Raw genomic sequence first — 26,468 nt, forward strand, 5'->3', positions numbered from 1 at the left:
CAAAGAAAAGCTCGCGAGGCGTTGCCAAACGTTGCTTTTCACAGCAGAGCTGCATAAGGGCAACTAAGGCGGTTGCCTGCGCAATAGCTTGGCATCGGTCAAGGGTGTGGAGTTGTGTAGCACGAAGGTCGAATAAGAGTGACAATTGTCTGCACCATCGAGATCCCCAGATGTTTTGTCACTCCGACCTTCGTGCCACACAATGGCCGTTTCGCTTCTTTGTCGAAAAAGGACGAGCGGCAACGCCAGCGAGTTTTTCTTATATGCTAAAATGAGAATATCTAGACGAAGAAGGAGCGGACGCGATGAAGGTACGGGACTATATGACAGCAAATCCGATTGTTCTATATAAAGAAGAGACGATCAGCCGGGCCGCCTCGTTGCTGCTTGAAAATCGGATCGACGGCCTTCCGGTAGTAGATGAAGCATACAAATTGATTGGCCTAGTAACTAAATCACATGTATTTCGTGCGATGAAGAATCATTTTCCAGAAGAAACGTCGGTTGGTACGCTTATGCAGACTCGTCTTGTGACATTGTATGATGATCAGCAGATATATGAGGATTGGGATGAAGAACTTGAAGCAGGTCGTCTTCCGGTGATTAACCGTTCTGGCACGCTGGTTGGAATTTTAACACGAACCGATATTTTGCGCGCATTTGAGCATCAGACCCGGAAGACCATTTCCCAACTGGATGCAATTCTGCAATCGACATACCATGGGATTGTGGCTGTCGATTTGACTGGACATGTGCTATCAATTAATCAGGCGGCGGAGCGGTTGCTTGGCATCTCACAAAAGGATATGTTTCGTATCTCCATCAGTGAGCTCGTATCTGATACGACACTGCTGAATTTATTACTCTCTCTTGAAAAAAAGCAAATGGTTAGGCTTGATTATGACGGCCGCAAGTTGCTTATTAATCATACCCCGATCGTTACGGATAATGGGAAAAAAATTGGGATGGCGAGCGTGATGCAGGACATCACGGAACTTGAAGGCATCTCACAGGAATTAACGGCTGTCCAAAAATTGAATCGTGAGTTGGATACGATTATCGAATCTTCGCATGACGGCATTGTTGTGACTGATCGCAGTGGTGTGATTCGTCATTTCAATCAAGCGTTCAGCCGTATGACAGGTGTGCCAGGGCATGAGGCCATCGGCAGACAGGAGGAAGAACTGGAACGACGTGGCATCATTTCTCAGGCGGTGAGTAAGCTTGTACTGGAGAAAAAGAAGCGTGTCAGTGTCATCCAGCATGTAGCGAACGGGAGTGTATTATTATCGACAGGTACACCAATTCTGGATGATGAAACAGGTGACATTCTGCAAATCGTAATGAATTGTCGGGATTTAAGCCAATTAAATAAAGTAAAGGCTGAGCTTGAAGAAGCAAAACAGCTCTCTGAAAGGTATCACTCGGAATTGGAAGTGCTACGTGCGCAGCAGATGGAGATTGAAGGCGTGATCGCGGAAAGTGAAGAGATGCGGAACATCCTTCAGATGTGTATGCGTATCGCTCCAGTAGATACATCGATTCTTATCCTGGGAGAATCGGGAGTAGGTAAAGGCGTACTGGCTAAGCTGATTCATCAGCGAAGCGATCGAGCGCGAGGGCCTTTTATTTCAATTAATTGCGGGGCTATACCAGGTACTCTGCTGGAATCAGAACTGTTTGGCTATGCGCCGGGAGCGTTTACCGGAGCACAGCAGAAAGGAAAACCCGGACTGATTGAATTGGCGGACGGCGGTACACTATTCTTGGACGAGATCGGAGAGTTGCCGTCTGACTTACAAGTAAAGCTGTTAACTGTACTACAAGAGAAGCGGGTCACTCGTATTGGAGATGTAAAGGAGAGAAGTGTTGATTTTCGTTTGATTGCGGCAACGAATGCTAATTTAGTGGATCGTGTGCAGGCAGGTACCTTTCGAGAGGATTTGTATTACAGAATTAATGTAGTCCCGATTGAAGTGCCGCCACTGCGTAAGCGGAAAGAAGACTTGTTCCCGATGATTCGATATTTCCTTGGAAAGTTCAATGCGAAGTACCAAGTAGATAAGCGAATCTCTTATGAAGCCTTTGAAAGGATGCAGACATACACATGGCCCGGAAACGTACGGGAGCTCGAAAACATTATCGAAAGATTGGTTGTAACCACTGTTGATCCGGTCATTGATGTAGGACATCTGCCGAAAACCACGCTTGACCACCAAGTATCATCCGTTGCATTTCCTGCAGAGCACAAGGAAAGTGGCTCAGATCAGGATATACAGATGATAAAGCGTATTGATATGATTTTAACGCCAGAACAAGAAAAGAGCCAATTGTTGTCCTTATATGAAAAGTATCAAAGTACAAGAAAAGTAGCCAAGATGTTGGGCGTGCATCAATCAACTGTAGTTCGTCGGTTAAATAAATACGGTATTCAACAAAAAAAGTGATGCATTATCGATGCTTTCTATATCTTTGATGCGAAAACGATGCAAAAAAGTGATGCGCTTGCATCACTTTTTTCTTTTTACTACAGTTTTCTAGCTATTCTTCGTGTTAGAAAATTTGGCACAAGACTTGCAATGATTTAAAAGTGGAGAGAATGAAATAATGAACTATCGCAAGCCTTCGGCTGGAGAGGCCGGATAAAGAGAAATCATACTAAATAATAAAAATAAAAAGTATAATATACGCGATGGCAAATACAAATAAAAAACCGCCAAAGAGTGGAGAGAAACCTAAGCGTACGGATTTTTTGCGATAGTTCATTCCCATTCCATCCTAATTTTTTATTGTATAGCAGCACGCGATGCCAACTGTTTGCGAATTGGCAGTTGAGGATATGTTTCCATTCGTTGTACAATGAAGGTATCCTCAGATGCAGGGAGGTTTTGCTTATGGCAGAAGTTGTGGCACAATCTCTGAGCCAGGAACTGCTGGCGTTATTGCAGGACGAACGGTTTGCCATGTTGTCTACGGTGAACAGACAATCGGGAGGCCCTTATGTGAGCGCGATTTCATGGGTATACGCGTCGAACGTCTCTACGATTTGTTTTGCTGTTAACAGCAAGTCGGTCATCGTTGAGAATATCCAGCACAACAGTCATGTTGTGCTTAATGTGTTTGCTCGTGGATCCGTGTATTCCATCAGTGGGCATGCGCATGTGAAAGCAGAACGGATGGAGAATGTACCGTTGAAGCTAACGCTTATTGAGGTCATGATTGAAGAAGTACGCGACGTTATGTTTTATGGGTCGCGTATTGCTGTTGAGCCGCATTTCGAGAAAACGTATGATGCGCGTGCAGCGGAAAAACTGGATAATCAAGTAATGGAAGCGCTTAAAAATGCCTAGTCGTATGACCAGGCATTTTTTTGTCTATTGATTTTGTGCAGGGGACTGATTTCGTTCTGGTACACGAGTCGGAGCCTGAGGTACGAGACGGCCCGCAATATCGGCCAACTCTTCAGCCAATCCAGCAATGGGTCTGCCGCGACCGATGTCTTCGTTCATTTCTCTAAGTCGCTGTACGATACCTGGGTCCGCAGTAACGAGCGCTGTTGCACCCTGTGGATCTTTGCGTAATGCTTCTGCTACGGAGTATTTAATCGTACCGACACGAGCGCGATCAAGTCGGTCATCCACATTAATACCGACAATGGCAGTTTTACCGAGGACGACGGCTGTAGCTCCATCTACTCGTGGCACGCTGGTAGCCAGCTTTGCTAGCCTGTCAGCTGTAGCCGTTGCATTTTGTGGGCGCTGTGGTTGTGGCGCGGTTTGTTGAACTCGCTGGGTTTGGGTTTGGTTCTCTGGTGGTTGAGGGTTTGTCGCATTATTAGGGCCGCACCCGGCAAGTGTGAGAATGGCAAGCAAAAATAGTACATGCTTCTTCATCCTGTCACATCCTTTCCTGTATTGGTTGCACGTTCTTTAAACGTAGTGTTTCGCAAAAGGAAAGGAGGCATACGCGATTTTCCCTTCTAGAATATTTTTTGTAACATACACTAACAACAAACCTCCATAAACCATAAAGTAAAGTAAAGCGTATGGATTGAAGATCGCTCTTTATTTGTACTTCCGTAACTAGAAAGCTTTCGGCAAACGCTTGTGCGTTTGCCATCAGGATAAGCATCCATATATATTGCCCGGGAGGCGAGACATTGAAAAAAATCTATGTCTTAGATACGAATGTACTGCTGCAGGATCCGTTGGCGATTTTCTCGTTTCAAGATAACGATGTAGTATTGCCGGCTGTTGTGCTTGAAGAGGTAGATTCCAAAAAACGTTTGATGGACGAAATTGGAAGGAATGCTAGGCATACCGCCAGGCTACTAGACGGATTGCGTACGAAAGGACAACTCCATCACGGTGTTGAGCTGGATAGTGGAGGCCGGCTGCGCGTAGAATTGAATCACCGATCGTTTGCGCGCATGCAAGAATTGTTTCACGATATGACGAATGATAACCGTATTCTTGCGGTAGCAATGAATTTGCATACGGAAGAGCAGCAGAAAAAATCGCCTCGCGCCGTCATTCTCGTTTCAAAAGATGCACTTTTGCGTGTAAAGGCCGATGCACTCGGGCTTCCTGCGGAAGATTTCCTATCCGACCGGGTGGTGCATGAGTTTTCCAGCCTCTATAAAGGATATGCGACCATCCAAGTTCCGGTTGACACCATTCAACAATTTTATAGCGCGGGTCCGTTCGAACTGCAAGGCCTTCTGCCTAACCACACGTTTCTTGCCAATGAATTTCTTATTCTAAAAGACGAGCTGGGTTCATCCGCCTCAGCCATCGGCCGGGTGAGCGGGGATGGAAAGCAATTGTTGCCGCTTGTGTTCGGAGATGAAATCGTCTGGGGTGTAAAAGCGCGGAATGCTCAACAAAAAATGGCGATGGAACTCTTGCTCAATAAAGATATTCCGCTTGTTACCCTTACTGGTAAAGCGGGAACAGGAAAAACACTTCTCTCGCTTGCAGCTGGACTTATGCAAACAGAGGATGAACGCGCGTATAAAAAGTTGTTAGTTGCACGACCTATCGTACCGCTTGGCAAGGATATCGGATATTTGCCGGGAGAGAAAGAGGAGAAGCTGCGCCCATGGATGCAACCGATTTATGATAACCTGGAGTATTTGTTCAACACGAAGCAGTCCAGGGATTTGGATAAAATTCTGGCGGGACTTGGTAGCATTCAGGTCGAAGCGCTTACCTATATCCGTGGCCGTAGTATTCCTGAACAGTTCATCATTATTGATGAAGCTCAGAATTTAACGAAACATGAAGTAAAAACTATTTTGACGCGGGTCGGCGAGAACAGCAAAATCATTCTGATGGGCGATCCGCAGCAAATTGATCACCCGTATCTCGATGAAGTTAATAACGGATTGACGTACGTGGTGGAAATATTTAAGAAAGAAAAAATGTCGGGCCATATTACATTAAAGAAAGGGGAGCGTTCCTCCCTGGCGCAATTGGCTGCCGATTTATTATAAGAAAAACGAAAAGCTCCGCCTTGTTCTGGCGGGGCTTTGGCTTTTCGTTTTGTAGATAAAGATGGTACACTAGGGAAAACAAGATACAGGAGGGCAGTTCATTGCGCATTTACACTTTTCCTTTAGGACCGTTACAGACGAATTGCTATGTTGTAGCTAATGAAGAGACGAATGAGGCCATCATTATTGACGCCGGTATGCATCCGAGCGAACTTTTGGATAAAGCGGGCGAATATGAAGTGCGGGCGATTCTTTTAACGCATGCTCATTTCGATCATATGGGAGGCTTAGAGCAAGTCCGTAAGAAAACCGGCGCACCTGTCTATATTCACAATATTGAGCAGGAGTGGTTAACCAATCCGAACTTGAATGGTTCTTCGAATTGGCCGATGATTGGGGGGCCGATGACGACAGATTACGCTGAGCATGAAGTAAAGGATGGCGATATGCTTACGCTCGCCGGATTCAACGTGCAGGTAATGGAGACACCAGGGCATACGCCGGGGGGGGTATCGTTCTTAATCGGACAGGAACTGTTCAGCGGAGACACGTTATTTGCCCATTCGATTGGTCGAACCGATTTGCCTGGTGGAAACTATGAACAATTAATCCGCAGCATTCAGGAGAAGTTGATGCCTCTTCCAGAAGAGACACGTGTATACCCTGGGCACGGACCGGACACGACGATAGGTTTTGAGAAGCTACACAATCCATTTATTGTCGAAACACTGCGGTAACACTAGGTTTGTCACATATTTTTCACACCATTACAGGATAAAAGACACACATCATTTGAAAACATTGCTAAACTAAGGGGAAGAATGGAAAGACTAATAGGGGACTTGGTATTACTTTTAGGAAAAGGGATGATGGATCAATGCTGTTTGGAATGTCCATTGGAACATGGATGCTCATCACGATTATGATTTGTTTCACTGGCTCGGCTTTGCTCATCTGGTATGCGGCGAAATCCAGCGGACAGTTTGATGATGTAGAAGGTGTAAAATATCGCATGCTTGAAGAGGATTCTATGGTTGATGTGCCAATTAATTCAAAAAGATAGACAGAGAAGCATACTCGTCGATGAGTATGCTTTTTTGTCATTTTGAAGCATCGATTCAGTGTACAATAAGAGAAGTAAGAAAGGTCTGTGAAGCTGGTGTGAGGTGGTTAAGATGAGCCACGAATATTGCGGGGAACAGACGGAAAGGCATATTCGCCTACTTCGCCTATTGAATGAGCTCAATGTTTATATTGCAGAAGAAACTGAACTGGAGAGGGCGCTCGTATTTACTGGAGAAACGGTTCGGCGTGCCTTAGGCGCCGGCATGTGTGTGGCGCTAATGGAGGAACAAGAACAAAATCTACAGGTATGGGTGGATACCGATCGAGAGGAAAGCCGATATTGTTTTGGGCTGAAGGCACTAGCATCCGAAAGACAAGTATTAGAGGATGGTGCAGTGCAAATACTGTATCCACAAAAGCAATCCGTCCGTGTCACGCTTTTGCCGCTACATACGTACGGAACGCTTTGTTTGCTTCCCATTCAGCATAATGAGAAGCGACATGGAGTGCTCTATGTATTTCATGAACAGGAGATGGTAATCGAGGGAGATTTATTAGAATTTTTAGAAGGGGTTGCTGCTCGTCTAAGTATTGCTGTTTACAATTGGCAGCAACAGCAGGATTTGCAATACCAGAGACGCAAGCTTCAGCTTTTATATGATATGATGGCGATAGCGGCGGACGCTGATAAAAATATAGAGGATGTATTAGAACTTGTGCACCGTCAAATTGCTGAGACATTTCACTGTTCTCGCGTAATCATCGGCCTCGTTGATGAAGCGGGAGAGAAGATTGTACTTTCAAATGCCAGCGGCAAAGTAAACACCAAGTGGGCCGGTTCTTTGACACTTCCAGCTTCTGTAGGAGGTGATCGAAGACATGAGGAAGCGTTTCGTACCGGGTTGCCGGTAGTGGTGAAGGACGGGAGATATGATGAGCGCTGTGGGGATGCTGCACATCTATTAGATTTGTACAGCGGAGTCACGGTGCCTATTATGTATAAAGATAATCCGCTTGGCGTAATTTATGCTGATAATAAGGAGTACCGAAGATTCACCGATATGCAGCTGCAATTTTTAACCGCAATTGCGCGTCAATTGGGAACGGTGATTATGAATGTACGGCAATATGAGCATATTAAGACACTAGCTGTTACCGATGGATTGACAGGGCTTCATACGCGACAATATTTTTCCGAACGTTATGCGGAAGAGTATGCGAGTGCTGAACGGTATAATATGCCTCTGTGCCTCGTTATGATCGATATTGATGATTTTAAAAAAATCAACGATACATATGGGCATGTTGTGGGGGATAACGTTCTGGTGGCTGTATCCCATATGGTACAGCGGCAGGTCCGAGCATATGACATTGTGGCGAGGTATGGAGGCGAAGAGCTAATTCTGCTGCTACCGCGTACGCAATTGGAAGATGCATATCGCATTGTTGAGCGGATTCGAATGGCATTTCGTTCGCTCGATTTTTCATTTCTGATTACGGCAAGCATCGGCCTTGCCGCTTACCCGTATCACGCCCAGAATAAAGAAGAGTTGCTTATGCTTGCTGATGATGCCATGTACCGTGCTAAGCATCAGGGGAAGGATCGCATTAAAATCGCAAAAAATAAATTAGGGACAGTTTGATATCGACCAGCAAGGCGGGCGCCGAGCTGGTTTCTTTTCTACAATGAAAAACACCACCTTGGGGTAAAGGTGGTGTTTAGGGGGAGGATTAGAGTTAAACTAATAGGGTGGGGCAATGCCCCTGGGTTTTACATATGGGATGTTAACTACATAATAAACTGCTTTTTAAACTGTGTCAATAGTGTTAAATAGAAAATCTATTGTTTTTTTTGATAGGTATAATATAAATTACACTTGATATTTCAACATTTTAGAGTAGTTTGAACTACAAGAGTATATTGATTCATAAAGTCAGATGTATAGTAGGAGAGGGATACTATGGATGTAACGAAAACGATCCAGCGAGCAATTCAAGAGACGACGGAAAGGATGATTTCCTTCCGTACCTATATGGAATATGCACTATATTCACCGGAAGGCGGGTATTATCAGCAGGAAAGAACCAAAATCGGCAAACGAGGAGATTTTTATACGAATGCTTCGGTTAGTTCTGTGTATGGAGAAGTGCTGGCTGATACGCTATGGGAAATGATAAACAAGCTTCCTTCCACTAAGCTGGCGATTGTAGAAATGGGTGGGGGGAGCGGGCAATTAAGTGCACAAATTCTCCATTCCCTGCAGAAGACAGGGCGTCTTGCTGCATGCGTACCATCTCTAACATATGTGATGATTGAGGCAAGTGCGTATCATCGTGTGCTTCAAGAGGAAGCGCTACTTCCTTTTCGAAATGTTGTCGACATACAATGGTACAAGAGCGTGGATGAGGCGAAGGCCATGTGGCCGGAATTACGTGGAATACTGTTATCCAACGAACTGCCGGATGCGTTCCCTGTCCATATCGTTGAATACCGAGACGGAAGCTGGTATGAAATCTATGTAACGGAGAATAACGAGGGAGATGAGTTGTTTGCCGAGCGACTGGGACCGCTTTCGACAGATGGGCTTGTCGATTATATTAAACAGGAAGGCATTCCTCCGCTGGAAGGATATCGAACAGAAGTGAATTTGGACAGTGTACGCTGGATGGAAAGCATAGCGGAATGGTTGATTGAAGGCTATGCGCTTACTGTTGACTACGGATATGAACGGAGTGTATTGTATACACCTTCCCGGAAGAAAGGAACACTTCTATGTTATAAGGAGCATACAATGAGTGAAAATCCTTATGAAGAGCCCGGTGCGCAGGATATTACAACCCATGTGAACTTCTCGGCATTGATAGACGTGGCAGAGGAGAAAGGGCTTGAGACGCTTGGTTTTTATACACAGCAGCAATTTTTAATGCAGGCAGGCATATTGCAAAAACTTGAGGAACATACAGGAGGAGATCCATTCCGCAATGAGGCAGCAAAACGAAACCGTGCCATTCGGCAGCTTATTATGGGAGATGGAATGGGCAGCGCATTTCGCGTACTGATTCAGGGGAAGTGTGTAGAGAGAGAACTTGCATGTTGTATGCCCTGGACGCTGCAAAGATAAAAATAAAGCGAAAGCATAGAAAAAACGGAGGGGGTTTTTCCGCTCCGTTTTTACATGTATTATAAGAATGAGGACACCGTGTTTACGATTGCGCTTGCATGATCACCTTCAAGGTTTGTCGGATAGTCACCGAAGAAAGCGTAAAACATGAAGCCCGTAAACGCTAACAGCAGATAAGTCATAAAAATCATCATGTACGTTCTTTCAGAAAGCTCAACAAAGCTTAAAGCAAGGAACATGCCCGTTTGAGCGAAAAATAACAATGCCATTGCTTGTAAGCCACCCCATAACCCCATTAGCGCAATGACCAGGCAGAAAAATGCCAGGACGCGGTACATGCGTGCCATTCTAATTCCCTCCTTTTACTGCTGTTGTAGATAACCCTATCAATCATTATTATTATAATCCAATAGGTAAAGACTGTAAACGCGAAGGTTTGTCTATTATATGACACATTATTAGGAAAGGCGCAACATCGTATAGTCGCAGGACTTACATCCTGCTAGCATCGAATTCTCTTCGATTAATGAAATGTTTTCGCCGAAGTATGTCTCGAAAATACCGAGCAGAAGCGCGTGATGCATCCGGCAGATACTCTGTGGATTTTTTGACGCAGCTTCTTTGAACGTGCAATTGTATACGCGGAAACGAAGATTTTGTTCACCGATAAGCTCGATTTCAGGGTTAAGTCCCTGTGCAAGCACTAAACGGTGAATAGAGGCGATTTTTTCCTCTGGGTTCATTTCGCTAATGCTGGTCCGCTCTTTCTCAATAGCTTGTCTTGCCGCCTCATGCCCAAATTTGCGTCCCATTTCGTAAAGCGCCTTCTGTCCGGCTTCACCCAGAGAAATCAGTGTTTCGATAGCGATATTGGCCAGCAATTGATAGTCGCGCGGTGGGAACTGTAGGCTGATGACCTGATCAGATAAAGAATACAAACGACTTGGACGACCGCCCTTACCGGTTTTTTCCGAAGTGGAATCCAGCAGGTTCACATCCTCAAGCTTTGTCAGGTGAAGACGCGCAACATTTGGATGAATATCGAATTGGTCAGCAATTTCCTGTACAGTAACGGCCCGGTGGTTGGACACAATGTATTGGTAAATGGAAAAACGGGTTGGATCAGCAAGTACGCTGGTCAATTTTAAAGTTTCATTTTCCACTGGTAGTCCCCCTCATTATTTCTTATATCTGGGGTTAATTATAGTACAAATAAAGGAAAGGGTAAATGAAACTTTTGTAAACACTATTGACATAGAAATAAACCCAATAATATAATTAAATAAATTAAAGATGGTAGGTATTCCTATTCTCTATTCACTTTACATTATTTATAAGCTATATATTTGTTACATATGAACGTTGTTTCACTTTTTAATAATTGTATCGTGGTGCGAGGTGGGAAAGAAGTAGGATGTTGGGACATTCTATGCGTAGATAATGAAGAAATCTGGCATTCTCTTTCCAACCTCCCTTCCTTTCTCTTGTCATACTTCGCTCCGCAAAAGCATGTCAATGTATCAAGCTAATTTATATAGATAACATGCGAATAGTTGACAAGGAGATGACCGGGGATGAGTGAGCATCACCTAACATTTTTTACTTATCCAAGCTGCACCTCTTGCCGTAAAGCCAAAGCGTTCCTGAAAGAGAAGGGGGTCGAATATGATGAGCGTCATCTATTCAAAAATCCTCCCTCAGCTGAGGAATTGTTAGAAATTATTAAAATGACTAACAATGGCACCGATGATATTTTATCGACACGCAGCCGCAAGTTCAAAGAATTGGACAAGGATATCGAAGACATGACCGTTTCCGAGCTGCTGGAGATGGTAAGCGAAGAACCGAGGTTACTTCGCCGGCCGATTATTTTTGACGGAGAGAATTTAATCATCGGCTATAATCGTACCGCCATGCAAGATTTGTTAGCGTAACGCTACGTACATTTGTCAAGTAAAAAGCCGACGGGCATGCCCGTCGGCTTTTTGTGCTACAATATTGATGGAGGAGATGACGTTGCAACCACATAAAATTATGCTTGTAGATGGTATGAGTTTGCTGTTCCGCGGGTACTATGCGCTGGCAAATCGGGGGCCGATGTATGCAAAGAACGGATACCCGACAAATGCTATTTACGGATTTATGCAGTACTTTTTTGACGCGATAGGGACATTCACCCCGACCCATATCATTTGTTGTTGGGATATGGGAGCGAAGACGTTCCGTAATGAAAAGTTTCCCGACTATAAGGCGAACCGGGGAGAAGCGCCGGATGATCTGCTACCGCAGTTTGAACTGGTCAAAGAGATGGTAGAAGCACTCGGAGTGCCTAATATAGGTGTGCCGGGGTACGAAGCAGATGATGTCATCGGTTCGCTCAGTCGTACGTTTGCAAAGGAAGCACAGATTATTATTCTAACCGGGGATCATGATGCACTTCAACTTATCGAAGAGAATGTACATGTGGCGATTATGAAAAAAGGTTTATCCAATTATAAGGTGTATACGCTGGATGTGCTGCACGCTGAGAAGGGGCTAAGCCCGATTCAAATGATTGATGTGAAAGGTCTTATGGGGGACGCTTCGGATAATTATCCGGGGGTTAAAGGAATAGGTGAGAAGACAGCAATTAAGCTTATTACCGAATATGAAACGATCGAGAATCTGCTTGCCAATGTAGACAAGCTTACGCCTGCGTTGCGTAAAAAAATTACGGAAAACATCGACATGCTTCACATGTCCCGTGAACTGGCAACGATCGCCTGCGATGTCCAACACGAGATGACTTTGGATGGTTGTGTTTGGTGTATCGACATGGAACATGCACAGCAGAAGTTTGCAGAATACGAGATTCACCGCCTGCTGAACAGGTTAGTTGAACATACCATTAGATAAGGTATAGGGTTCCACGAAAGCGTTTTGGTTGATATACATACGCTCAGGAGTATAGGGGAGGGAATAATGTGAATACGGTTTTACTAGACAAACAAGATGGTGTCGCGTTGGTTACATTGAACCGTCCGAGTGTCCGAAATGCCATTAGCTTCGAAATGGTAGAAGAGTTGGATACTTGTTTGGATGAGCTTGCGTCCGATAAGGAAGTAAAAGTGATCGTTTTCACAGGAGCGGGAGATAAAGCATTCGTATCTGGAGGCGATCTGGATCAATTTTTGTCCGTGCGCACAAAGGATAAATCATATCCTATGCTTATGCGTGTGGCCCGCCTGCTGAGTAAAATCGATCGGTATGCAAAACCAACAATTGCGATGATGAATGGCGCGGCTATCGGTGGTGGCTGCGAATTCGCGGCCGCATGTCGCTTTCGTATGGCGAGTGATAAGGCGAAGATGGGCTTCGTGCAAATCGGCATGCATATTATTACAGGCTGGGGCAGCGGTACTCGTTTGATGGAAAAAATCGGTACGAACAACGCCTTGGAATTACTGCTGACTGGTGAATTGTTTGATGCGGCATATGGCAAGGAAATTGGATTTATCGACCGCGTATTTCCGCATGAAGCATTGCATGATAAAGTAATGAAGTTCGCAGGACGGATTGCAGATAAGCCGCTTGCAGGTATTGAAGCATACATGAAAGTAGCCAAGATGGTGGATTCTGGCCTGGCACGAGAGGTATGTATCGAAGAAGAAATCGATTTATGCTCCTCTCTCTGGGGATCGGAAGCGCATTACGATGTCGTTCAGAAGTTTTTGCAGAAAAAATAAACGAAAAAACCAACCTTCTTCCGTTTAAATCTTTTAGCCGCTGGACATACTATTTTACTAGAAAATCATTCTATGAACTCTAGTAAGTGCATAAAAATAGTGGTAACAAGGCAATTTGGAATTAAACGGAGGGATTTATATATGACTGTAACACGTCAAGACGCATGGACGCCGGATGATGATTTGCTGCTGGCAGAAGTGACGCTGCGCCATATTCGCGAGGGAAGTACCCAACTATGTGCATTCGAAGAAGTAGGTGAGCGTCTCAGTAGGACGGCAGCTGCGTGTGGATTCCGCTGGAACAGTGCCGTGCGTAAACGTTATGAAGATGCCATTCAAATCGCTAAGGCCCATCGCCAGGAGCGCAAGAAAGCGAAACGGAGGCTGAAAAGTATTTCTCCGGTTCCTCTCATGGAAAAGGCAAGTCTAGCAGAAGAAACCTCTCATGCTGAAGTGGATGAGGCGATTGCTGTAAGACAGCAGGAGATGCAGGAGGAAATTTCCCTTGATGTCGTCATTCGTTTTCTGCGTGGACAGAAGGATGCATATAAGCGTATGAAACAGTTGGAAAAGGAAGCGGCTGATAGCCGCAAGGAGCTTGAAGAGCTTCGCACCGAGAATGAGAGTCTGAGAGAAGAGCTGTCTTTGATGAAGTCGGACTATCAAGTCGTTAACGACGATTACAAAGCTTTGATTCAGATTATGGATCGTGCGCGTAAGATGGCATTTCTTGGTGGAGAAGAAGAGGTTGATGTGAAACCGCGTTTTAAGATGGACGCTAATGGAAATCTCGAGCGTGTCGATTACAGATAAAAAAGAAAAGACGGAACAGGCGAACAGGTAGTGTAAGCCCTTCCGTCTTTTTTTATGGCACTCAATTAAAAAAATTTCGAAAGTAAGAAAGGTATTTTTAATCCTTTGTAGAAAATATCATTTATAGAGTGACTGATTTTTACATATTGTGCATGAAAGGGTGAGCAAATGGAGATCAAAACGGTTCTCATTGCGAATCGGGGCGAAATCGCCCGTCGAATCATACGGACATGCAAAGCAAAAGGAATTCGCACGATTGCGGTTCATTCGGAAGCGGATGCCTCCATGCCTTTTGTGCGTGAAGCAGACGCAGCGGTCGTTATCGGTCCACCACCGGTAGCGAAGAGCTATTTGAATATGGAAGCGATTTTACAGGCCGCCAAGGAACAGGGGGCCGACGCAATTCATCCAGGCTACGGCCTTCTTTCGGAGAATGGGAGCTTTGCGAGAAGATGCGCAGAAGAAGGGATTGTGTTCATTGGTCCACATCCGGAAGTTATGGAGGACATGGGTGACAAAATTCGTGCACGAGCCCGAATGATAGAAGCGGGGGTACCGGTAGTTCCGGGATATAACGGCAGCATCGCAGATGCGGAAGAAGCGTGCCACATCGCAGCGGGCATAGGATATCCGGTCATGCTGAAGGCAAGCGCGGGTGGCGGCGGTATCGGCATGCAAGTATGCGAAAATGAAGAAGAAGTGCGAAAAGCATTCCAGTCCGCCAAGGGACGGGCGAAAGCGTATTTTGGCAACGATGATATGTTTATCGAGAAATATATTGAAGAACCACACCATATCGAAGTACAGATTGCCGGCGACAAACATGGCCAGATCATCCATCTGTTTGAGCGGGAGTGCTCGATTCAGCGACGTCATCAGAAGGTAATTGAAGAAAGTCCGTCTCCGTTCCTTGATAATGCGACACGGGAGGCGATTTGCCAAACGGCTGTTCAAGCTGCACAGGCAGTTGGTTATACAGGAGTCGGAACCGTTGAATTTATCATGAATGGAGAGAAGGAATTTTTCTTTCTGGAAATGAACACGCGCCTTCAGGTGGAGCATCCGGTTACTGAAGCTGTAACAGGCTTTGATCTTGTAGAGATGCAGTTGGCGATTGCTGAAGAGAAAGCGCTAACATTTTCTCAGGAAGAGGTAATGCAACGTGGACATGCGATAGAACTTCGCATTTATGCTGAAGATCCGGTTACATTTATGCCGTCTCCGGGTACAATTTCAAGATATGAACAACCGGAAGGGAAAGGGATTCGCGTTGACGATGCCGTTGAGTCGGGTTCAACCATTACACCATTCTATGATCCGATGATAGGCAAGTTAATCGTTAGCGGAAGCACGCGCACCGAAGCAATCACCCGTGCTGAAGAAGCGCTCACACAGTATGTAATCGAGGGCATTAAAACGAATCTCCCGATGCTTGGCGACGTGCTGCATAATGAAACGTTCGCGGCGGGAATATACACAACACAGTTCGTCCAACAAATGAAGCGTGCGACCAATAAATAATACAATATGGGAGGAATATAAAATGAAACAAATCGTGGCAAACATGGCGGGTACAGTAATCGATGTATTAGTGAATGAAGGGGATGAGGTGCAGGGTGGCGCCGATGTAGTCATGCTTGAATCAATGAAGATGGAAGTACCCGTAGCAGCCGAAGTGTCTGGTAAAGTAACGGCAATAAAAGTAAATGTAGGTGATTTCGTCAACGAAGGAGATGTGTTGATCGAGCTTGAAGGGTAAGGAGGTAGCAGTATGACAAACCGGGTTACCCTATTTGAAGTCGGCCCGCGTGATGGACTACAGAACGAAAAGGAAATTATTGATACCTCTCTTAAAATTGAACTGATTGAGCGATTAGTCAGTGCTGGTATTCGTAGAATTGAGACTACTTCATTTGTCAATCCGAAGTGGATTCCACAATTGGAAGATGCTGTAGACGTGCTGAATGGGATTCAGCGAAAAGATGGCGTTGTCTACAGTGCGCTCGTACCAAATTTGAAAGGGTTGGAACGAGCACAGCAGACTGGAATCAAAGAAATTGCAGTCTTCATGTCATCTAGCGAGTCGCATAACAAGAGCAATATTAATAAAACGATGGAAGAAACATACCCTGTATTGCGGGAGGTGGTCGAGACGGCAGCGGCGGTAGGCATGAAAGTACGCGGCTATGTATCGACTGCATTCGGCTGTCCGTATGAAGGAGATGTACCTCTTTCGGCAGTAGCCCGTGTGACAGAAGAATTGTTACGTATGGGTGTATATGAGGTATCTATCGGAGACACGATTGGTGTCGGGACGCCGGGACAGGTAAAAGAACGTTTTACCTCGCTCATTGGGCTATTTGGTGAGGAAAGGCTTGCCGGTCATTTTCATGATACGCGTGGAACCGGGCTTGCCAACGTTTATGCGGCGCTTGAAGCTGGCATCCGCACATTTGACAGCTCTATCGGTGGGCTGGGCGGGTGTCCGTATGCGCCTGGTGCATCCGGCAATATCTCTACGGAAGATGTTCTCTATATGTTGCACGGAATGGGCATGGAGACAGGAGTGAAGCTGGAGGAAGTCGTAGAAGTAGGAACGTTCATGGAGAGGATACTTAACCGTACGCTGCCCTCAAGGGTACTGCAGGCAATGAAAAAAACATGCACGGAAGGGGAAAGTGCGAATGAGCGATACACAACAGATAAATAAGACGCTGGAGGAGAAGCTTCACGAACGGGTTGAGCAGGTTCAGCGTGGCGGCGCGGAGAAATATCATGAGAAAAATAAAGAGCATAATAAGCTGTTTGTACGCGATCGGTTGAAGTTGCTGTTCGATGATGAGTTTCAACTGGAGGATGGTTTGTTTGCCAACTTTATGGCCGGGGATTTGCCAGCGGACGGTGTAGTGACAGCCATCGGTAAAGTGAACGGGCAGACAGTCTGTGTCATGGCGAACGATTCCACTGTTAAGGCCGGTTCCTGGGGAGCACGGACGGTAGAGAAAATCATCCGCATTCAGGAAACGGCGGAAAAACTTCGTGTACCGATGATTTATCTTGTAGACTCGGCAGGTGCGCGTATTACTGATCAGATTGAGATGTTTCCGGGCCGTCGTGGCGCAGGGCGCATCTTTTACAATCAAGTGAAGCTATCCGGTATGGTTCCGCAAGTATGTGTACTGTTCGGACCTTCTGCGGCAGGTGGTGCATACATTCCGGCATTCTGCGATATTGTTGTTATGGTAGAAGGCAATGCCAGCATGTATCTTGGTTCTCCGCGTATGGCCGAGATGGTGATCGGAGAGAAAGTTACACTTGAAGAGATGGGCGGCGCACGCATGCACTGCTCTGTCAGCGGCTGCGGTGATGTGCTGGCTTCCTCTGAACAGGAAGCGATCGAATCGGCGCGTCAGTACCTCTCTTATTTTCCAGCTAATTTTCAGGAGAAGCCACCGGTGCACGAAGCGAAAGCGCCGAAAGAGGGGATTCGCAGCGTAGAAGAAATCGTACCGACAAATCAGAATGCGCCGTTTAATATGCATGAATTGATTGAGGCCATTGTGGATGAAGATTCGTTTTATGAGATGAAAAAGCTGTTTGCAGCAGAGCTGATTACTGGATTCGCCCGTATGGACGGAAAACCGGTAGGAATTATTGCAAATCAGCCGCGTGTAAAAGGCGGTGTACTGTTCGTTGATTCAGCAGATAAAGCCGCGCGCTTTATTAATCTGTGTGATGCATACGGCATTCCGGTGCTGTTCCTCGCCGACGTTCCTGGTTTTATGATCGGTACAAAGGTAGAGCGTGCAGGCATTATCCGTCATGGAGCCAAAATGATTTCGGCGATGTCAGAAGCAACCGTACCAAAAATTTCGATTATCGTACGTAAAGCATATGGTGCCGGTTTGTATGCGATGGCAGGTCCGGCGTTTGAACCTGATTGCTGCCTGGCTCTGCCTACCGCACAAATCGCGGTTATGGGACCGGAAGCTGCTGTTAATGCTGTATATAGCAACAAAATCAATGCTATTGAGGATGCACAGGAACGCCAGAAATTCGTAATGGAGAAACGAAAAGAATACCAGGAAGATATTGATATTTATCGTCTAGCTTCCGAGCTTATCATCGACGGAATTGTGGAAGGAAGCCGCTTGCGAGAAGAGCTTGTCGGGCGCCTTTCAGCATACGGAAGCAAACAGTTGACATTCTCACACCGCAAGCATCCGGTTTACCCGGTATAATCCGCACGGTGACATGCTAGATACGTACTGTTCCTTGATTGACATTTCAGAATGTGCGCGGATGTGCTATGATGAAACATAATGATAGCGATTGAGGAGCAGGAACATGAGTCATTCTTTTCGACAGCGTATTCTGGCGGCTGCGCATAAGGTTTTTATCGAGAAAGGATACCGGCAGGCGGATATGCGATCTATCGCCAAAGAGGCGGGCATTGCGGTCGGTACGATTTACAACTACTATCCAAACAAAGCCGTACTGTACCAGGCCATTCTCGTTCAGCAATCAGATGAGCTTGATTTTCGGATTTTTGAGATTACGCGTGACGAGAACCAGCATACCGTTGAAAAGCTGCAATCTATTACGGATTTGCTGCTTGCTTTCGTTGTTCGTCACTCCAGTTTCTGGCGTGAGATTGTTGAAGACCCGCAGCGTAATGTGGAAATACGTGATGAAGGGCATAAAGCGCAAATGAGAGCGCATGAGCAACTGAAAAAGCATCTGTTTAATGTGTTTACGGAAGCTACCAAGGAATCCGTGTGGATTGAGCGTCATGTATTGACTTATATAGCAGCGGTAACACATATTGGAGTGTTTTTCCCCGAACAGCTGGAAGAGAACCAAAGATATGTAATGGGACTCGTTCAGCGTATGCTTGGTTTGTCGAGGACTGAAACCGATATAGCTGAAACTGATATAATTAAACATATTCAAGACTGAACAGAGATAAGATAGATGGGGAGAGTGCTTCCTGTCTATCTTTTTTTGTGTCTTTCGATTACTGAATGTGACGATAACGAAGTTTCACTTTATATGTTATACTTATTTTAAATAAGAGAAAGAAAGGATGAACCATGTGCGGTTAGAACAGGTACAACTGCCATCCGGCCAGATGCTTGTACATGATTACATACATAACTATGGAATAGTAAGGGACTTCTATCCATATACTCCCTATGAACAGGCGAGTTTTGAAAAGCGTCTCACATGGCTTGAATCGCATGCGGTGAAGCACCGGGATGAGTTAGCGGACGGATTGCTTGCATTTAACCAGGAGATTGGCAATCATGCGCGAGCCATAGAAAATATCGAAAAACTACGTCGTTCGGATGCATATGTGACGGTAGCAGGACAACAGGCAGGTGTGCTGACGGGGCCGCTTTACACGATTCACAAGGCCATTACGATTATTCGTCTGGCTGCTGAGCAAGAAAATAGGCTAGGCAAGCCGGTCGTTCCGGTATTTTGGATTGCCGGGGAAGATCATGACTACGAAGAAGTTAATCATGTGTATATTCAGACACGTGATTCTCAGGTGAAAAAAGTAAAGCTGGCGGCCGAATCAGAAGGACGGTCATCTGTCTCGCATCTTCAGATGGATACAGATGACATGCAGGCATTGGTTAACGAATACTTCGCAGAGCAAATTGAAACAGAGTTTACGGGGGAGATTAAAGAGAGGCTGTATCGGTTTGCTGATCAGTCTGATACGTTGACTGGCTTTTTCGCCCGAACAATGGCGTGGTTGCTCGGTGAGCAGGGACTCGTGCTGATGGATGCAGCCCTTCCGTTTGTGCGACGTCTTGAGGTCCCGGTGTTTACACAAATTATTAAACAGAATGCAGAGATGAACGAGGCGGTAGCCAAACAGGGCAAAAAGCTGGAAGCATTAGGTTACCATAAGCAGGTTGAGACAGATGCTACCAATGCACAGTTCTTTTTGTATCGAGAGGGAGAGCGGATCGGTGTAACGCGTCTTTCCGATGGTATGTTCCGGACGCGAGATGGCAGCGAGACGTATACAAGGGAAGAACTGCTAATTTTATTAGAAGAACAACCGGAACGATTCAGCGCGAATGTGGTCACCCGGCCCTTGATGCAGGAATATCTGCTACCTACGCTTGCATTTGTCGGGGGTCCAGGGGAAATTGCCTACTGGGGGCTTTACGCCGAATACTTCCAGCATATGGGGTATGAAATGCCGCCACTTATTCCGCGATTGTCATTCAGTTTGTTGGAGGGTGCCGTCCAAAAAAATATGCGTAAATATGAATTGAGTGTAGAAGATGCGCTCCTACGACTTGCAGAGAAAAGGGAACAGTTCTTAATTGCCCAGGATACGCATCACCTTGAACAGAAATTCGCGGATGCAAGAGAAAGTATCAGACAATTGTATGAACCTCTCATTCAAGAGGCGACGGACATCGAGCGCGGTTTACAAAAGCTGGGCGAGAAAAATTTGGAGAAAGTCTTAGAACAGGTCGTTTATTACGAACATAAAATTCAGGCTGCATTTATTAAACAGCACGAAGCGGCCTTGCGCCAATTTGATAAGGTGGCCCTTTCATTGTTTCCATTGGACAAACCACAGGAACGCGTTTACAATATATTTGGTTATCTTAACAAATACGGCATGGATTGGTTTAGGGAGTTTGCTTCGTATCCGTACGAAATATCGCCCGGCCACTATGCGGTATCCATTGATTAGAAATGGGAGGCTGACATTTTGAATACAACGGAAAAAAGTATTGTGCGCGATATGAGCCTTGCGCCGAGCGGACATCTGAAAATTGATTGGGTTAAAGAACATATGCCGGTATTGAACCGTATCCGTGAACAGTTCGAAAAAGAACAGCCGTTCAAAGGCTTGAAAGTAGCTATCTCGCTTCATCTGGAAGCGAAAACGGCATACCTTGCAAAAGTAGTGAAAGCAGGAGGCGCAGACGTAACGATTACAGGTAGTAATCCGCTTTCTACGCAGGATGATGTAGCGGCCGCTCTTGTAGAAGATGGTATTACGGTGTTTGCCAAGTACAATCCAGAACCGGCTGAGTATAAAGAGCACATGATTAAAACGCTTGAGACAAAACCGGATTTAATTATCGATGATGGTGGAGATCTCGTAACAATTTTGCATTCTGAGCGTCCAGATCTGCTGACGCAAGTGCGCGGTGGCTGCGAAGAGACGACCACAGGCGTTATCCGCAATCGTGCGCTGGAGAAATCCGGTGAACTGAAATTCCCGATGATTGCGGTAAACGATGCGTACTGCAAATATTTGTTTGATAATCGTTATGGTACGGGACAGTCTGTATGGGATGGCATCAACCGTACAACAAACCTAGTAGTAGCCGGCAAGACAGTTGTCGTCGTCGGTTATGGCTGGTGCGGACGCGGCGTGGCGTTGCGCGCGAAAGGACTTGGCGCCAAGGTTATCGTTACTGAAATTGATGGCATCAAGGCAATTGAGGCATATATGGATGGCTTTGAGGTAATGCCGATGGCGGAAGCAGCTAAGCATGGCGATTACTTCGTGACAGTAACAGGAAACCGCGATGTTATCCGCGGCGAACATATGGAAGCGATGAAAGACGGCGCTATTTTATCCAATGCAGGTCATTTCGATATTGAAATCAACAAACAAGAGCTTGAAGCGCTTGCTACATCCAAACGTGTTGTGCGTAAAGACATCGAGGAGTATGTGTTAAAAGATGGGCGTAAAATTTATCTATTGGCGGAAGGACGTCTCGTCAATCTGGCAGCAGGCGATGGACATCCGGCGGAAATTATGGATATGACGTTTGCGCTGCAGGCTATTTCACTTGCATATGTTAACGAGAAGTATGAAGAAATCGGAGCGCGCGTACTGAACGTGCCATACGAGTTGGATGAACGAGTAGCACGTCTAAAGCTAGAAGCTTTAGGATTAGGTGTAGATATTTTGACCGAAGAACAAAAGGCGTATCTGGAAAGCTGGAAAGAAGAATAGGCTAAAAATCATAATGTCGAATGAGTTCGTTCACTCATTCGACATTTTTTTTATGCAATTAGCGCTAATTCCACAAAACTTCCTAAATTTTTATAGAAGGATTTCGGTTTATAAGCTAGAATACGTATGTGGTATAATGTGGGGGAAAGTGGAGGGAAATGCAAACAGGTAGGTGAGAATGCGTGTTCATGGGAGAGTTCGAGCATACCCTCGATGATAAGGGACGACTGACGGTTCCTTCCCGATTTCGGGAAGAACTGGGCGAACGCTTCGTAATGACGCGCGGTTTAGACCGTTGTTTGTTTGTTTATTCAATGGAAGAATGGAGCGTGCTGACAAGCAAGCTGAAGAACCTCCCTTTTACCAGGGCTGATGCCCGTGCGTTTACCCGCTTGTTTTTCTCCGGCGCGACTGAATGCGCACCGGACAAGCAGGGAAGAGTAAGCATACCACCCGCTCTGCGTAAGCATGGGCAAATTGAAAAAGAATGCGTCGTTATTGGCGTATCCAACAGAGTTGAGATTTGGGGCCGGACGGCGTGGGAAGCGTATACGTCCACATCCGGTGATTATTTTAATGAGATTGCGGAAAAAATTGTTGATTTTGATTTGTAGTAGGATGCAAGGAGGATAAATAATGTTCCATCACATCACGGTGCTGCACCAAGAGGCAGTGGACGGCTTGGCCATTAAGCCGGGCGGAATTTATGTGGATTGTACGCTTGGGGGTGCCGGCCACAGTTCATTAATCGCATCAAAGATTAGTGGAGGGGGACGTCTTATTGCCATTGATCAGGACGATATCGCTCTCGCTAACGCAGAAGAGCGCCTCGCGCCGTACATGGAACATGTTACGCTTGTGAAAAGCAATTTTCGTCGTCTGAAAGAAGTGCTTGAAGAGTTACATATTCCGCAGATTGACGGAGTATTGTTCGATTTGGGCGTATCTTCACCACAGTTGGATGAGGCTGAGCGTGGCTTTAGCTATAATGCGGATGCACCGCTTGATATGCGGATGGACCGCACGCAGCTATTGTCCGCGTATGAAGTTGTTAACGAATGGCCGGAGGAAGAAATCGCCTCCATTCTTTTCGAATACGGCGAAGAGAAGTTCGCACGCCGTATCGCCAAGGAGATTGCGGGCGAGCGCAAGAGAAATCCGATTACTACGACAGGTGAGCTGGTCGAACTAATTAAGCGCGGTATTCCAGCTGCAGCCAGACGCACTGGTCCACATCCGGCAAAGCGGACATTCCAGGCTATTCGCATTGCGGTGAACGACGAACTGAACGCTTTTAAAGAAGCATTGGAAGCAGGGATAGAACTTCTTGCTCCAGGTGGAAGGACAAGCGTCATTACCTTTCATTCATTAGAAGATAGAATTTGCAAACAGATCTATCAGGAGTACAGCAAGGGGTGTGTATGTCCGCCAGATTTTCCCCAGTGCGCTTGTGGCAACAAGCCGACACTGAAGGTCATTACACGCAAACCGATTGTACCGGAAGAAGCCGAATTAAACGAGAACCGCAGAGCACGTTCGGCGAAGCTACGGATTGCGGAGAAAGTAGAAAAATAGGCAAAGGAGGAGACGAATGTTTTGCGGCCATACAACCAAGGAAATCTAGCCACACGGATTGAGCAGAAACCGAAGCCGAAACAGCGTACGATTCAGAAGAAGCGCGTGACGATTCGCCCTGGCATCAGCTCCGGAGAGAAATTGCTTTACTTTTTTGTTGTCATTGCGCTCGTCATCGTGTCCACGTTTCTCATCGCCCGTTACGCGAAAATCTCGCATTATAACTATCAAATCCTTGAGACAAAGCAAGAAGTGAAGAAGGTAACGGAGCAGAACGGAGAGCTCCATGCCAAAATCGACGAATTGAGCAAACCGGAGCGGATTCGTAGTATTGCTGAACAAATGGGATTGACCAAGCTTGATGATACAGTACGGGTATTTAAAGGCGGCACAGCCTCGAACTAGGAGGATGCGAGATGAGAAAAAAAATCAACCTGCGTACGTTATTGATGGGGGGGCTATTTACGCTCTCCTTTTTTGCGCTCATTTTGCGCACGTTTTGGATTCAATATGTGGATAACACTGAGATTATGGCGAAAGCGACGAATACATGGGAACGAAGTGCTGCAATTAACCCTAAGCGCGGCGATATTACCGACCGCAACGGGAACCTGCTTGCCTATCAAGGCAAGGCGTACACGGTCATTGCGCGTCTAAAGCCATATTCCAATGATGATAGAAATAAAAACTATGTTGCTGATCCGGAAATGACAGCAGCTAAGCTTGCGCCGATTCTCAACATGTCCCAGGAAAAAATCATGGAGCGCCTGACAAAAAACTCGAAGCAGGTAGAGCTTCGCCCGGGTGGGTGGAAAATTCCGAAGGAAACAGCGGACAAAATAAAGGAACTTAATCTTCCAGGTATCGGGCTGTATGAAGAATCACGCCGTTACTATCCGTCTGGCGCATTCGCATCGCACGTCATCGGCTATACTAATCTAGAAGGCGAAGCGAAGATGGGGATTGAAAGTATGTTTGATGAGCAGATGAAGGGACAGAAAGGGAGCTTTACGTTCAAAAAAGACGCGCACGGGAACCAGTTGCCGGATGGGGTAGAATCATATAAACCGGCCAAGGACGGGAATAAGGTTATACTGACGATTGACCACCAGATTCAAAGCTATGTCGAAGATGCGCTGAATCAGACGACTGCCAAGTATAAGATGGAAGGTGTCAGCGTAGTAGTAGCCGATCCGAATACCGGACAAATCCTCGGTATGGGCACTCGACCGACGTTCAACCCGAATGCTCCGACAGATATTAAGAAATTCTACAATCCGGTTATTACAGAGAATTTCGAGCCGGGTTCGACGTTTAAGATTGCGACGCTTGCCGCCGCCATCGAAGAGAAAAAATTTAATCCCAATGATAAGTACATGTCGGGTACGTATAGAGGTGTACCTGGCGAGCCGATTCGTGACCATAACCGTGGGATCGGTTGGGGCAGGATTTCATATCGGGATGGGGTCAAGCGCTCTAGTAATATCGCGTTTGTTCTTCTTGGCTATAAAATGCTCGGTCAAGAAAAGCTGTTTAGCTATCTTGAGAAGTTTGGATTCGGACAGAAGACGGGGATTGACCTCCCCGGCGAAGCGAAGGGGTCTTTCAATCCGAAACGTAAATACTATCCGCGTGATGTAGCTTCCATTACGTTCGGTCAAGGTGTATCGGTAACCGCTATTCAACAGGTAGCAGCAGTAGGGGCCGTCGCAAACGGCGGAAAGCTAATGAAGCCATATATCGTTAAGGAAATAAGAGACGCCAAAACAAATCAGGTAATTCAGGAGAATAAGCCTCAGATGGTACGCCGCGTTGTCTCCGAGGAGACAGCTAAGCAGACGCGCGATTTACTAGGCGCAGTTGTGAATGAGAAGAACGGGACCGGTCAGCCGTTCGCGCTGCCGGGCTATGAGGTGGCTGGTAAAACCGGAACGGCTCAGGTTGCCGAGAAAGGTCGCTATGTTGCAGGTAAATATATTAACTCATTTATTGGCTTTGCGCCAAAAGATAATCCGAAGCTCTTAATCTTCGTTGTAGTCGATCAGCCGCATATTGATACGCCGTCAGCAGGCGGAAGAATCATTGCGGCGCCGATTTTTAAATCCGTCATGGAACGCAGCCTACATTATTTGAAGCTGTCACCTGATAAAACGGACAGCAAAACTGTAGAAGTTACGAAGGATGAGTCGACTGCTATGCCAGACATTGCAGGGAAAACGGTCACGGAAGGCAAACAGGCGTTAAAGGAAGCCGGCTTGACAGCCCAGGTGTTAGGATCGGGCAAGACGGTGGTCGGACAGTATCCGCAAGCGTCCGCGGAGCTTACAAAAGGAACGAACGTATATATACTAACCTCCAAAGAAGGAGTGAAGATGCCGGACTTACGCGGTAAAACGCTGCGCGAAGTGATGGAGCTGTCGTCGCTTTTGGGTATTCAAGCATCGGGCATTAGTGGAGAAGGATATGTCATCAATCAGAGCATTCCGCCTGGTACGGCGCTGAAGAAGGGGGACAAGCTTGCGGTTACGCTAGCACCGAAGTCGGAAGTGCCGACCCCTGATTCTGAGAAGGAGTCGAAGAAGACGGGAGACAAAGAGAAAACAGAACGGAAAGCGGAGAACTGAGGAAAGCCTGTTCTATCTTTTTTACTCATCGAATAGGGTATT

25 protein-coding genes are annotated in these 26,468 nt (G+C 46.1%); 22 read left to right on the forward strand and 3 right to left on the reverse strand.

All coding sequences use genetic code 11. The annotated features are described in order from the left end of the window. Positions 1–305 precede the first annotated feature (305 nt). Together AF333_RS09310 and AF333_RS09315 are read left to right on the forward strand one after the other, a co-directional pair. Positions 306–2,447: a sigma-54-dependent Fis family transcriptional regulator gene (locus AF333_RS09310; protein ID WP_043066100.1), complete on the forward strand. Its 2,142-nt coding sequence runs from the start codon at positions 306–308 to the stop codon at positions 2,445–2,447. Positions 2,448–2,894: 447 nt separating this feature from the next. After that, positions 2,895–3,350: a pyridoxamine 5'-phosphate oxidase family protein gene (locus AF333_RS09315; protein WP_043066099.1), complete on the forward strand. Its 456-nt coding sequence runs from the start codon at positions 2,895–2,897 to the stop codon at positions 3,348–3,350. A gap of 24 nt (positions 3,351–3,374) precedes the next feature. Here the strand turns inward: AF333_RS09315 and AF333_RS09320 are convergent, their stop codons facing one another. Beyond that, on the reverse strand, positions 3,375–3,893 hold the full coding sequence (locus AF333_RS09320; protein WP_052812087.1) for a YhcN/YlaJ family sporulation lipoprotein: 519 nt from the start codon (positions 3,891–3,893) through the stop codon (positions 3,375–3,377). Between the two features lie 266 nt (positions 3,894–4,159). Between AF333_RS09320 and AF333_RS09325 the strand changes: the two genes are divergently transcribed. The 5 genes from AF333_RS09325 to AF333_RS09345 all read left to right on the forward strand — a co-directional run bounded on the left by AF333_RS09325 (position 4,160) and on the right by AF333_RS09345 (position 9,681). Then, positions 4,160–5,494: a PhoH family protein gene (locus AF333_RS09325; RefSeq protein WP_043066098.1), complete on the forward strand. Its 1,335-nt coding sequence runs from the start codon at positions 4,160–4,162 to the stop codon at positions 5,492–5,494. A 101-nt stretch (positions 5,495–5,595) separates the two neighbouring features. Then, on the forward strand, positions 5,596–6,231 hold the full coding sequence (locus AF333_RS09330; protein ID WP_235356084.1) for an MBL fold metallo-hydrolase: 636 nt from the start codon (positions 5,596–5,598) through the stop codon (positions 6,229–6,231). 140 nt (positions 6,232–6,371) lie between these two features. Continuing rightward, the gene (locus AF333_RS09335; RefSeq protein WP_043066096.1) at positions 6,372–6,557 is read left to right on the forward strand and encodes a cbb3-type cytochrome oxidase assembly protein; all 186 of its coding nucleotides are present in this window, start codon (positions 6,372–6,374) and stop codon (positions 6,555–6,557) included. A 112-nt stretch (positions 6,558–6,669) separates the two neighbouring features. Continuing rightward, positions 6,670–8,202: a sensor domain-containing diguanylate cyclase gene (locus tag AF333_RS09340; protein ID WP_052812086.1), complete on the forward strand. Its 1,533-nt coding sequence runs from the start codon at positions 6,670–6,672 to the stop codon at positions 8,200–8,202. 318 nt (positions 8,203–8,520) lie between these two features. Then, positions 8,521–9,681 carry a class I SAM-dependent methyltransferase gene (locus tag AF333_RS09345; RefSeq protein ID WP_043066095.1) on the forward strand — a complete coding sequence of 387 codons (1,161 nt, stop codon included), beginning with the start codon at positions 8,521–8,523 and terminating at the stop codon, positions 9,679–9,681. A 59-nt stretch (positions 9,682–9,740) separates the two neighbouring features. Here the strand turns inward: AF333_RS09345 and AF333_RS09350 are convergent, their stop codons facing one another. Beyond that, a complete protein-coding gene (locus AF333_RS09350; RefSeq protein WP_043066094.1) occupies positions 9,741–10,028 on the reverse strand; it encodes a DUF2626 family protein in 288 nt (95 codons plus the stop codon). Between the two features lie 111 nt (positions 10,029–10,139). Next, a complete protein-coding gene (locus AF333_RS09355) occupies positions 10,140–10,844 on the reverse strand; it encodes a helix-turn-helix transcriptional regulator (RefSeq protein WP_043066093.1) in 705 nt (234 codons plus the stop codon). A gap of 411 nt (positions 10,845–11,255) precedes the next feature. Here AF333_RS09355 and AF333_RS09360 point away from each other — a divergent pair, with 411 nt between their 5' ends. The 15 genes from AF333_RS09360 (at position 11,256) to AF333_RS09430 (ending at position 26,426) form a co-directional block, all read left to right on the forward strand. Then, the gene (locus AF333_RS09360; protein ID WP_021624572.1) at positions 11,256–11,615 is read left to right on the forward strand and encodes a Spx/MgsR family RNA polymerase-binding regulatory protein; all 360 of its coding nucleotides are present in this window, start codon (positions 11,256–11,258) and stop codon (positions 11,613–11,615) included. A gap of 76 nt (positions 11,616–11,691) precedes the next feature. After that, positions 11,692–12,576 carry a 5'-3' exonuclease gene (locus AF333_RS09365; RefSeq protein WP_043066092.1) on the forward strand — a complete coding sequence of 295 codons (885 nt, stop codon included), beginning with the start codon at positions 11,692–11,694 and terminating at the stop codon, positions 12,574–12,576. A gap of 68 nt (positions 12,577–12,644) precedes the next feature. Next, complete coding sequence (locus AF333_RS09370) at positions 12,645–13,406, forward strand: enoyl-CoA hydratase/isomerase family protein (RefSeq protein WP_043066091.1); 762 nt, start codon at positions 12,645–12,647, stop codon at positions 13,404–13,406. A gap of 141 nt (positions 13,407–13,547) precedes the next feature. Beyond that, entirely contained in the window at positions 13,548–14,219 is a 672-nt protein-coding gene (locus tag AF333_RS09375) for an RsfA family transcriptional regulator (protein WP_043066090.1), read from the forward strand. Positions 14,220–14,393: 174 nt separating this feature from the next. Next, on the forward strand, positions 14,394–15,740 hold the full coding sequence (locus AF333_RS09380; RefSeq protein WP_043066190.1) for an acetyl-CoA carboxylase biotin carboxylase subunit: 1,347 nt from the start codon (positions 14,394–14,396) through the stop codon (positions 15,738–15,740). Positions 15,741–15,762: 22 nt separating this feature from the next. Beyond that, on the forward strand, positions 15,763–15,978 hold the full coding sequence (locus AF333_RS09385) for an acetyl-CoA carboxylase biotin carboxyl carrier protein subunit (protein WP_043066089.1): 216 nt from the start codon (positions 15,763–15,765) through the stop codon (positions 15,976–15,978). Between the two features lie 12 nt (positions 15,979–15,990). Then, positions 15,991–16,929 (forward strand): hydroxymethylglutaryl-CoA lyase, encoded by a 939-nt coding sequence (locus AF333_RS09390; protein ID WP_043066088.1) that lies wholly within the window; start codon positions 15,991–15,993, stop codon positions 16,927–16,929. After that, complete coding sequence (locus AF333_RS09395) at positions 16,904–18,460, forward strand: acyl-CoA carboxylase subunit beta (protein WP_407638636.1); 1,557 nt, start codon at positions 16,904–16,906, stop codon at positions 18,458–18,460. The genes AF333_RS09390 and AF333_RS09395 overlap by 26 nt, the downstream gene beginning before the upstream one ends. Positions 18,461–18,566: 106 nt before the next feature. Next, positions 18,567–19,178 (forward strand): TetR/AcrR family transcriptional regulator, encoded by a 612-nt coding sequence (locus tag AF333_RS09400; protein WP_052812084.1) that lies wholly within the window; start codon positions 18,567–18,569, stop codon positions 19,176–19,178. Between the two features lie 127 nt (positions 19,179–19,305). After that, positions 19,306–20,946 (forward strand): bacillithiol biosynthesis cysteine-adding enzyme BshC, encoded by a 1,641-nt coding sequence (gene bshC, locus AF333_RS09405; RefSeq protein WP_043066087.1) that lies wholly within the window; start codon positions 19,306–19,308, stop codon positions 20,944–20,946. Positions 20,947–20,964: 18 nt separating this feature from the next. After that, a complete protein-coding gene (locus tag AF333_RS09410) occupies positions 20,965–22,227 on the forward strand; it encodes an adenosylhomocysteinase (RefSeq protein WP_043066086.1) in 1,263 nt (420 codons plus the stop codon). A 182-nt stretch (positions 22,228–22,409) separates the two neighbouring features. Further along, positions 22,410–22,841 carry a division/cell wall cluster transcriptional repressor MraZ gene (gene mraZ / locus AF333_RS09415; RefSeq protein ID WP_043066085.1) on the forward strand — a complete coding sequence of 144 codons (432 nt, stop codon included), beginning with the start codon at positions 22,410–22,412 and terminating at the stop codon, positions 22,839–22,841. Positions 22,842–22,863: 22 nt separating this feature from the next. After that, entirely contained in the window at positions 22,864–23,802 is a 939-nt protein-coding gene (gene rsmH, locus AF333_RS09420; RefSeq protein ID WP_043066084.1) for a 16S rRNA (cytosine(1402)-N(4))-methyltransferase RsmH, read from the forward strand. 21 nt (positions 23,803–23,823) lie between these two features. Beyond that, positions 23,824–24,207, forward strand: a complete 384-nt coding sequence (gene ftsL, locus AF333_RS09425; protein ID WP_043066083.1) for a cell division protein FtsL — start codon at positions 23,824–23,826, stop codon at positions 24,205–24,207. A gap of 11 nt (positions 24,208–24,218) precedes the next feature. After that, complete coding sequence (locus tag AF333_RS09430) at positions 24,219–26,426, forward strand: PASTA domain-containing penicillin-binding protein (RefSeq protein ID WP_043066082.1); 2,208 nt, start codon at positions 24,219–24,221, stop codon at positions 26,424–26,426. The last annotated feature ends 42 nt before the right edge of the window (positions 26,427–26,468 follow it).

Origin of the sequence: Aneurinibacillus migulanus, assembly GCF_001274715.1 — a bacterium.
GTDB lineage: Bacteria > Bacillota > Bacilli > Aneurinibacillales > Aneurinibacillaceae > Aneurinibacillus > Aneurinibacillus migulanus.

Excerpts from the sequence above, each read along its gene's own strand:
- AF333_RS09365 (WP_043066092.1), top strand. The coding sequence starts at position 11,692 with ATGACGTTGCAACCACATAAAATTATGCTTGTAGATGGTATGAGTTTG.
- bshC (WP_043066087.1), top strand. The coding sequence starts at position 19,306 with ATGAACCATGTGCGGTTAGAACAGGTACAACTGCCATCCGGCCAGATG.
- AF333_RS09385 (WP_043066089.1), top strand. The coding sequence starts at position 15,763 with ATGAAACAAATCGTGGCAAACATGGCGGGTACAGTAATCGATGTATTA.
- rsmH (WP_043066084.1), top strand. The coding sequence starts at position 22,864 with ATGTTCCATCACATCACGGTGCTGCACCAAGAGGCAGTGGACGGCTTG.
- AF333_RS09360 (WP_021624572.1), top strand. The coding sequence starts at position 11,256 with ATGAGTGAGCATCACCTAACATTTTTTACTTATCCAAGCTGCACCTCT.
- AF333_RS09335 (WP_043066096.1), top strand. The coding sequence starts at position 6,372 with ATGCTGTTTGGAATGTCCATTGGAACATGGATGCTCATCACGATTATG.
- AF333_RS09310 (WP_043066100.1), top strand. The coding sequence starts at position 306 with ATGAAGGTACGGGACTATATGACAGCAAATCCGATTGTTCTATATAAA.
- AF333_RS09430 (WP_043066082.1), top strand. The coding sequence starts at position 24,219 with ATGAGAAAAAAAATCAACCTGCGTACGTTATTGATGGGGGGGCTATTT.
- AF333_RS09390 (WP_043066088.1), top strand. The coding sequence starts at position 15,991 with ATGACAAACCGGGTTACCCTATTTGAAGTCGGCCCGCGTGATGGACTA.
- AF333_RS09395 (WP_407638636.1), top strand. The coding sequence starts at position 16,904 with ATGAGCGATACACAACAGATAAATAAGACGCTGGAGGAGAAGCTTCAC.
- AF333_RS09345 (WP_043066095.1), top strand. The coding sequence starts at position 8,521 with ATGGATGTAACGAAAACGATCCAGCGAGCAATTCAAGAGACGACGGAA.
- AF333_RS09320 (WP_052812087.1), bottom strand. The coding sequence starts at position 3,893 with ATGAAGAAGCATGTACTATTTTTGCTTGCCATTCTCACACTTGCCGGG.
- AF333_RS09350 (WP_043066094.1), bottom strand. The coding sequence starts at position 10,028 with ATGGCACGCATGTACCGCGTCCTGGCATTTTTCTGCCTGGTCATTGCG.
- AF333_RS09340 (WP_052812086.1), top strand. The coding sequence starts at position 6,670 with ATGAGCCACGAATATTGCGGGGAACAGACGGAAAGGCATATTCGCCTA.
- AF333_RS09400 (WP_052812084.1), top strand. The coding sequence starts at position 18,567 with ATGAGTCATTCTTTTCGACAGCGTATTCTGGCGGCTGCGCATAAGGTT.
- AF333_RS09375 (WP_043066090.1), top strand. The coding sequence starts at position 13,548 with ATGACTGTAACACGTCAAGACGCATGGACGCCGGATGATGATTTGCTG.
- AF333_RS09315 (WP_043066099.1), top strand. The coding sequence starts at position 2,895 with ATGGCAGAAGTTGTGGCACAATCTCTGAGCCAGGAACTGCTGGCGTTA.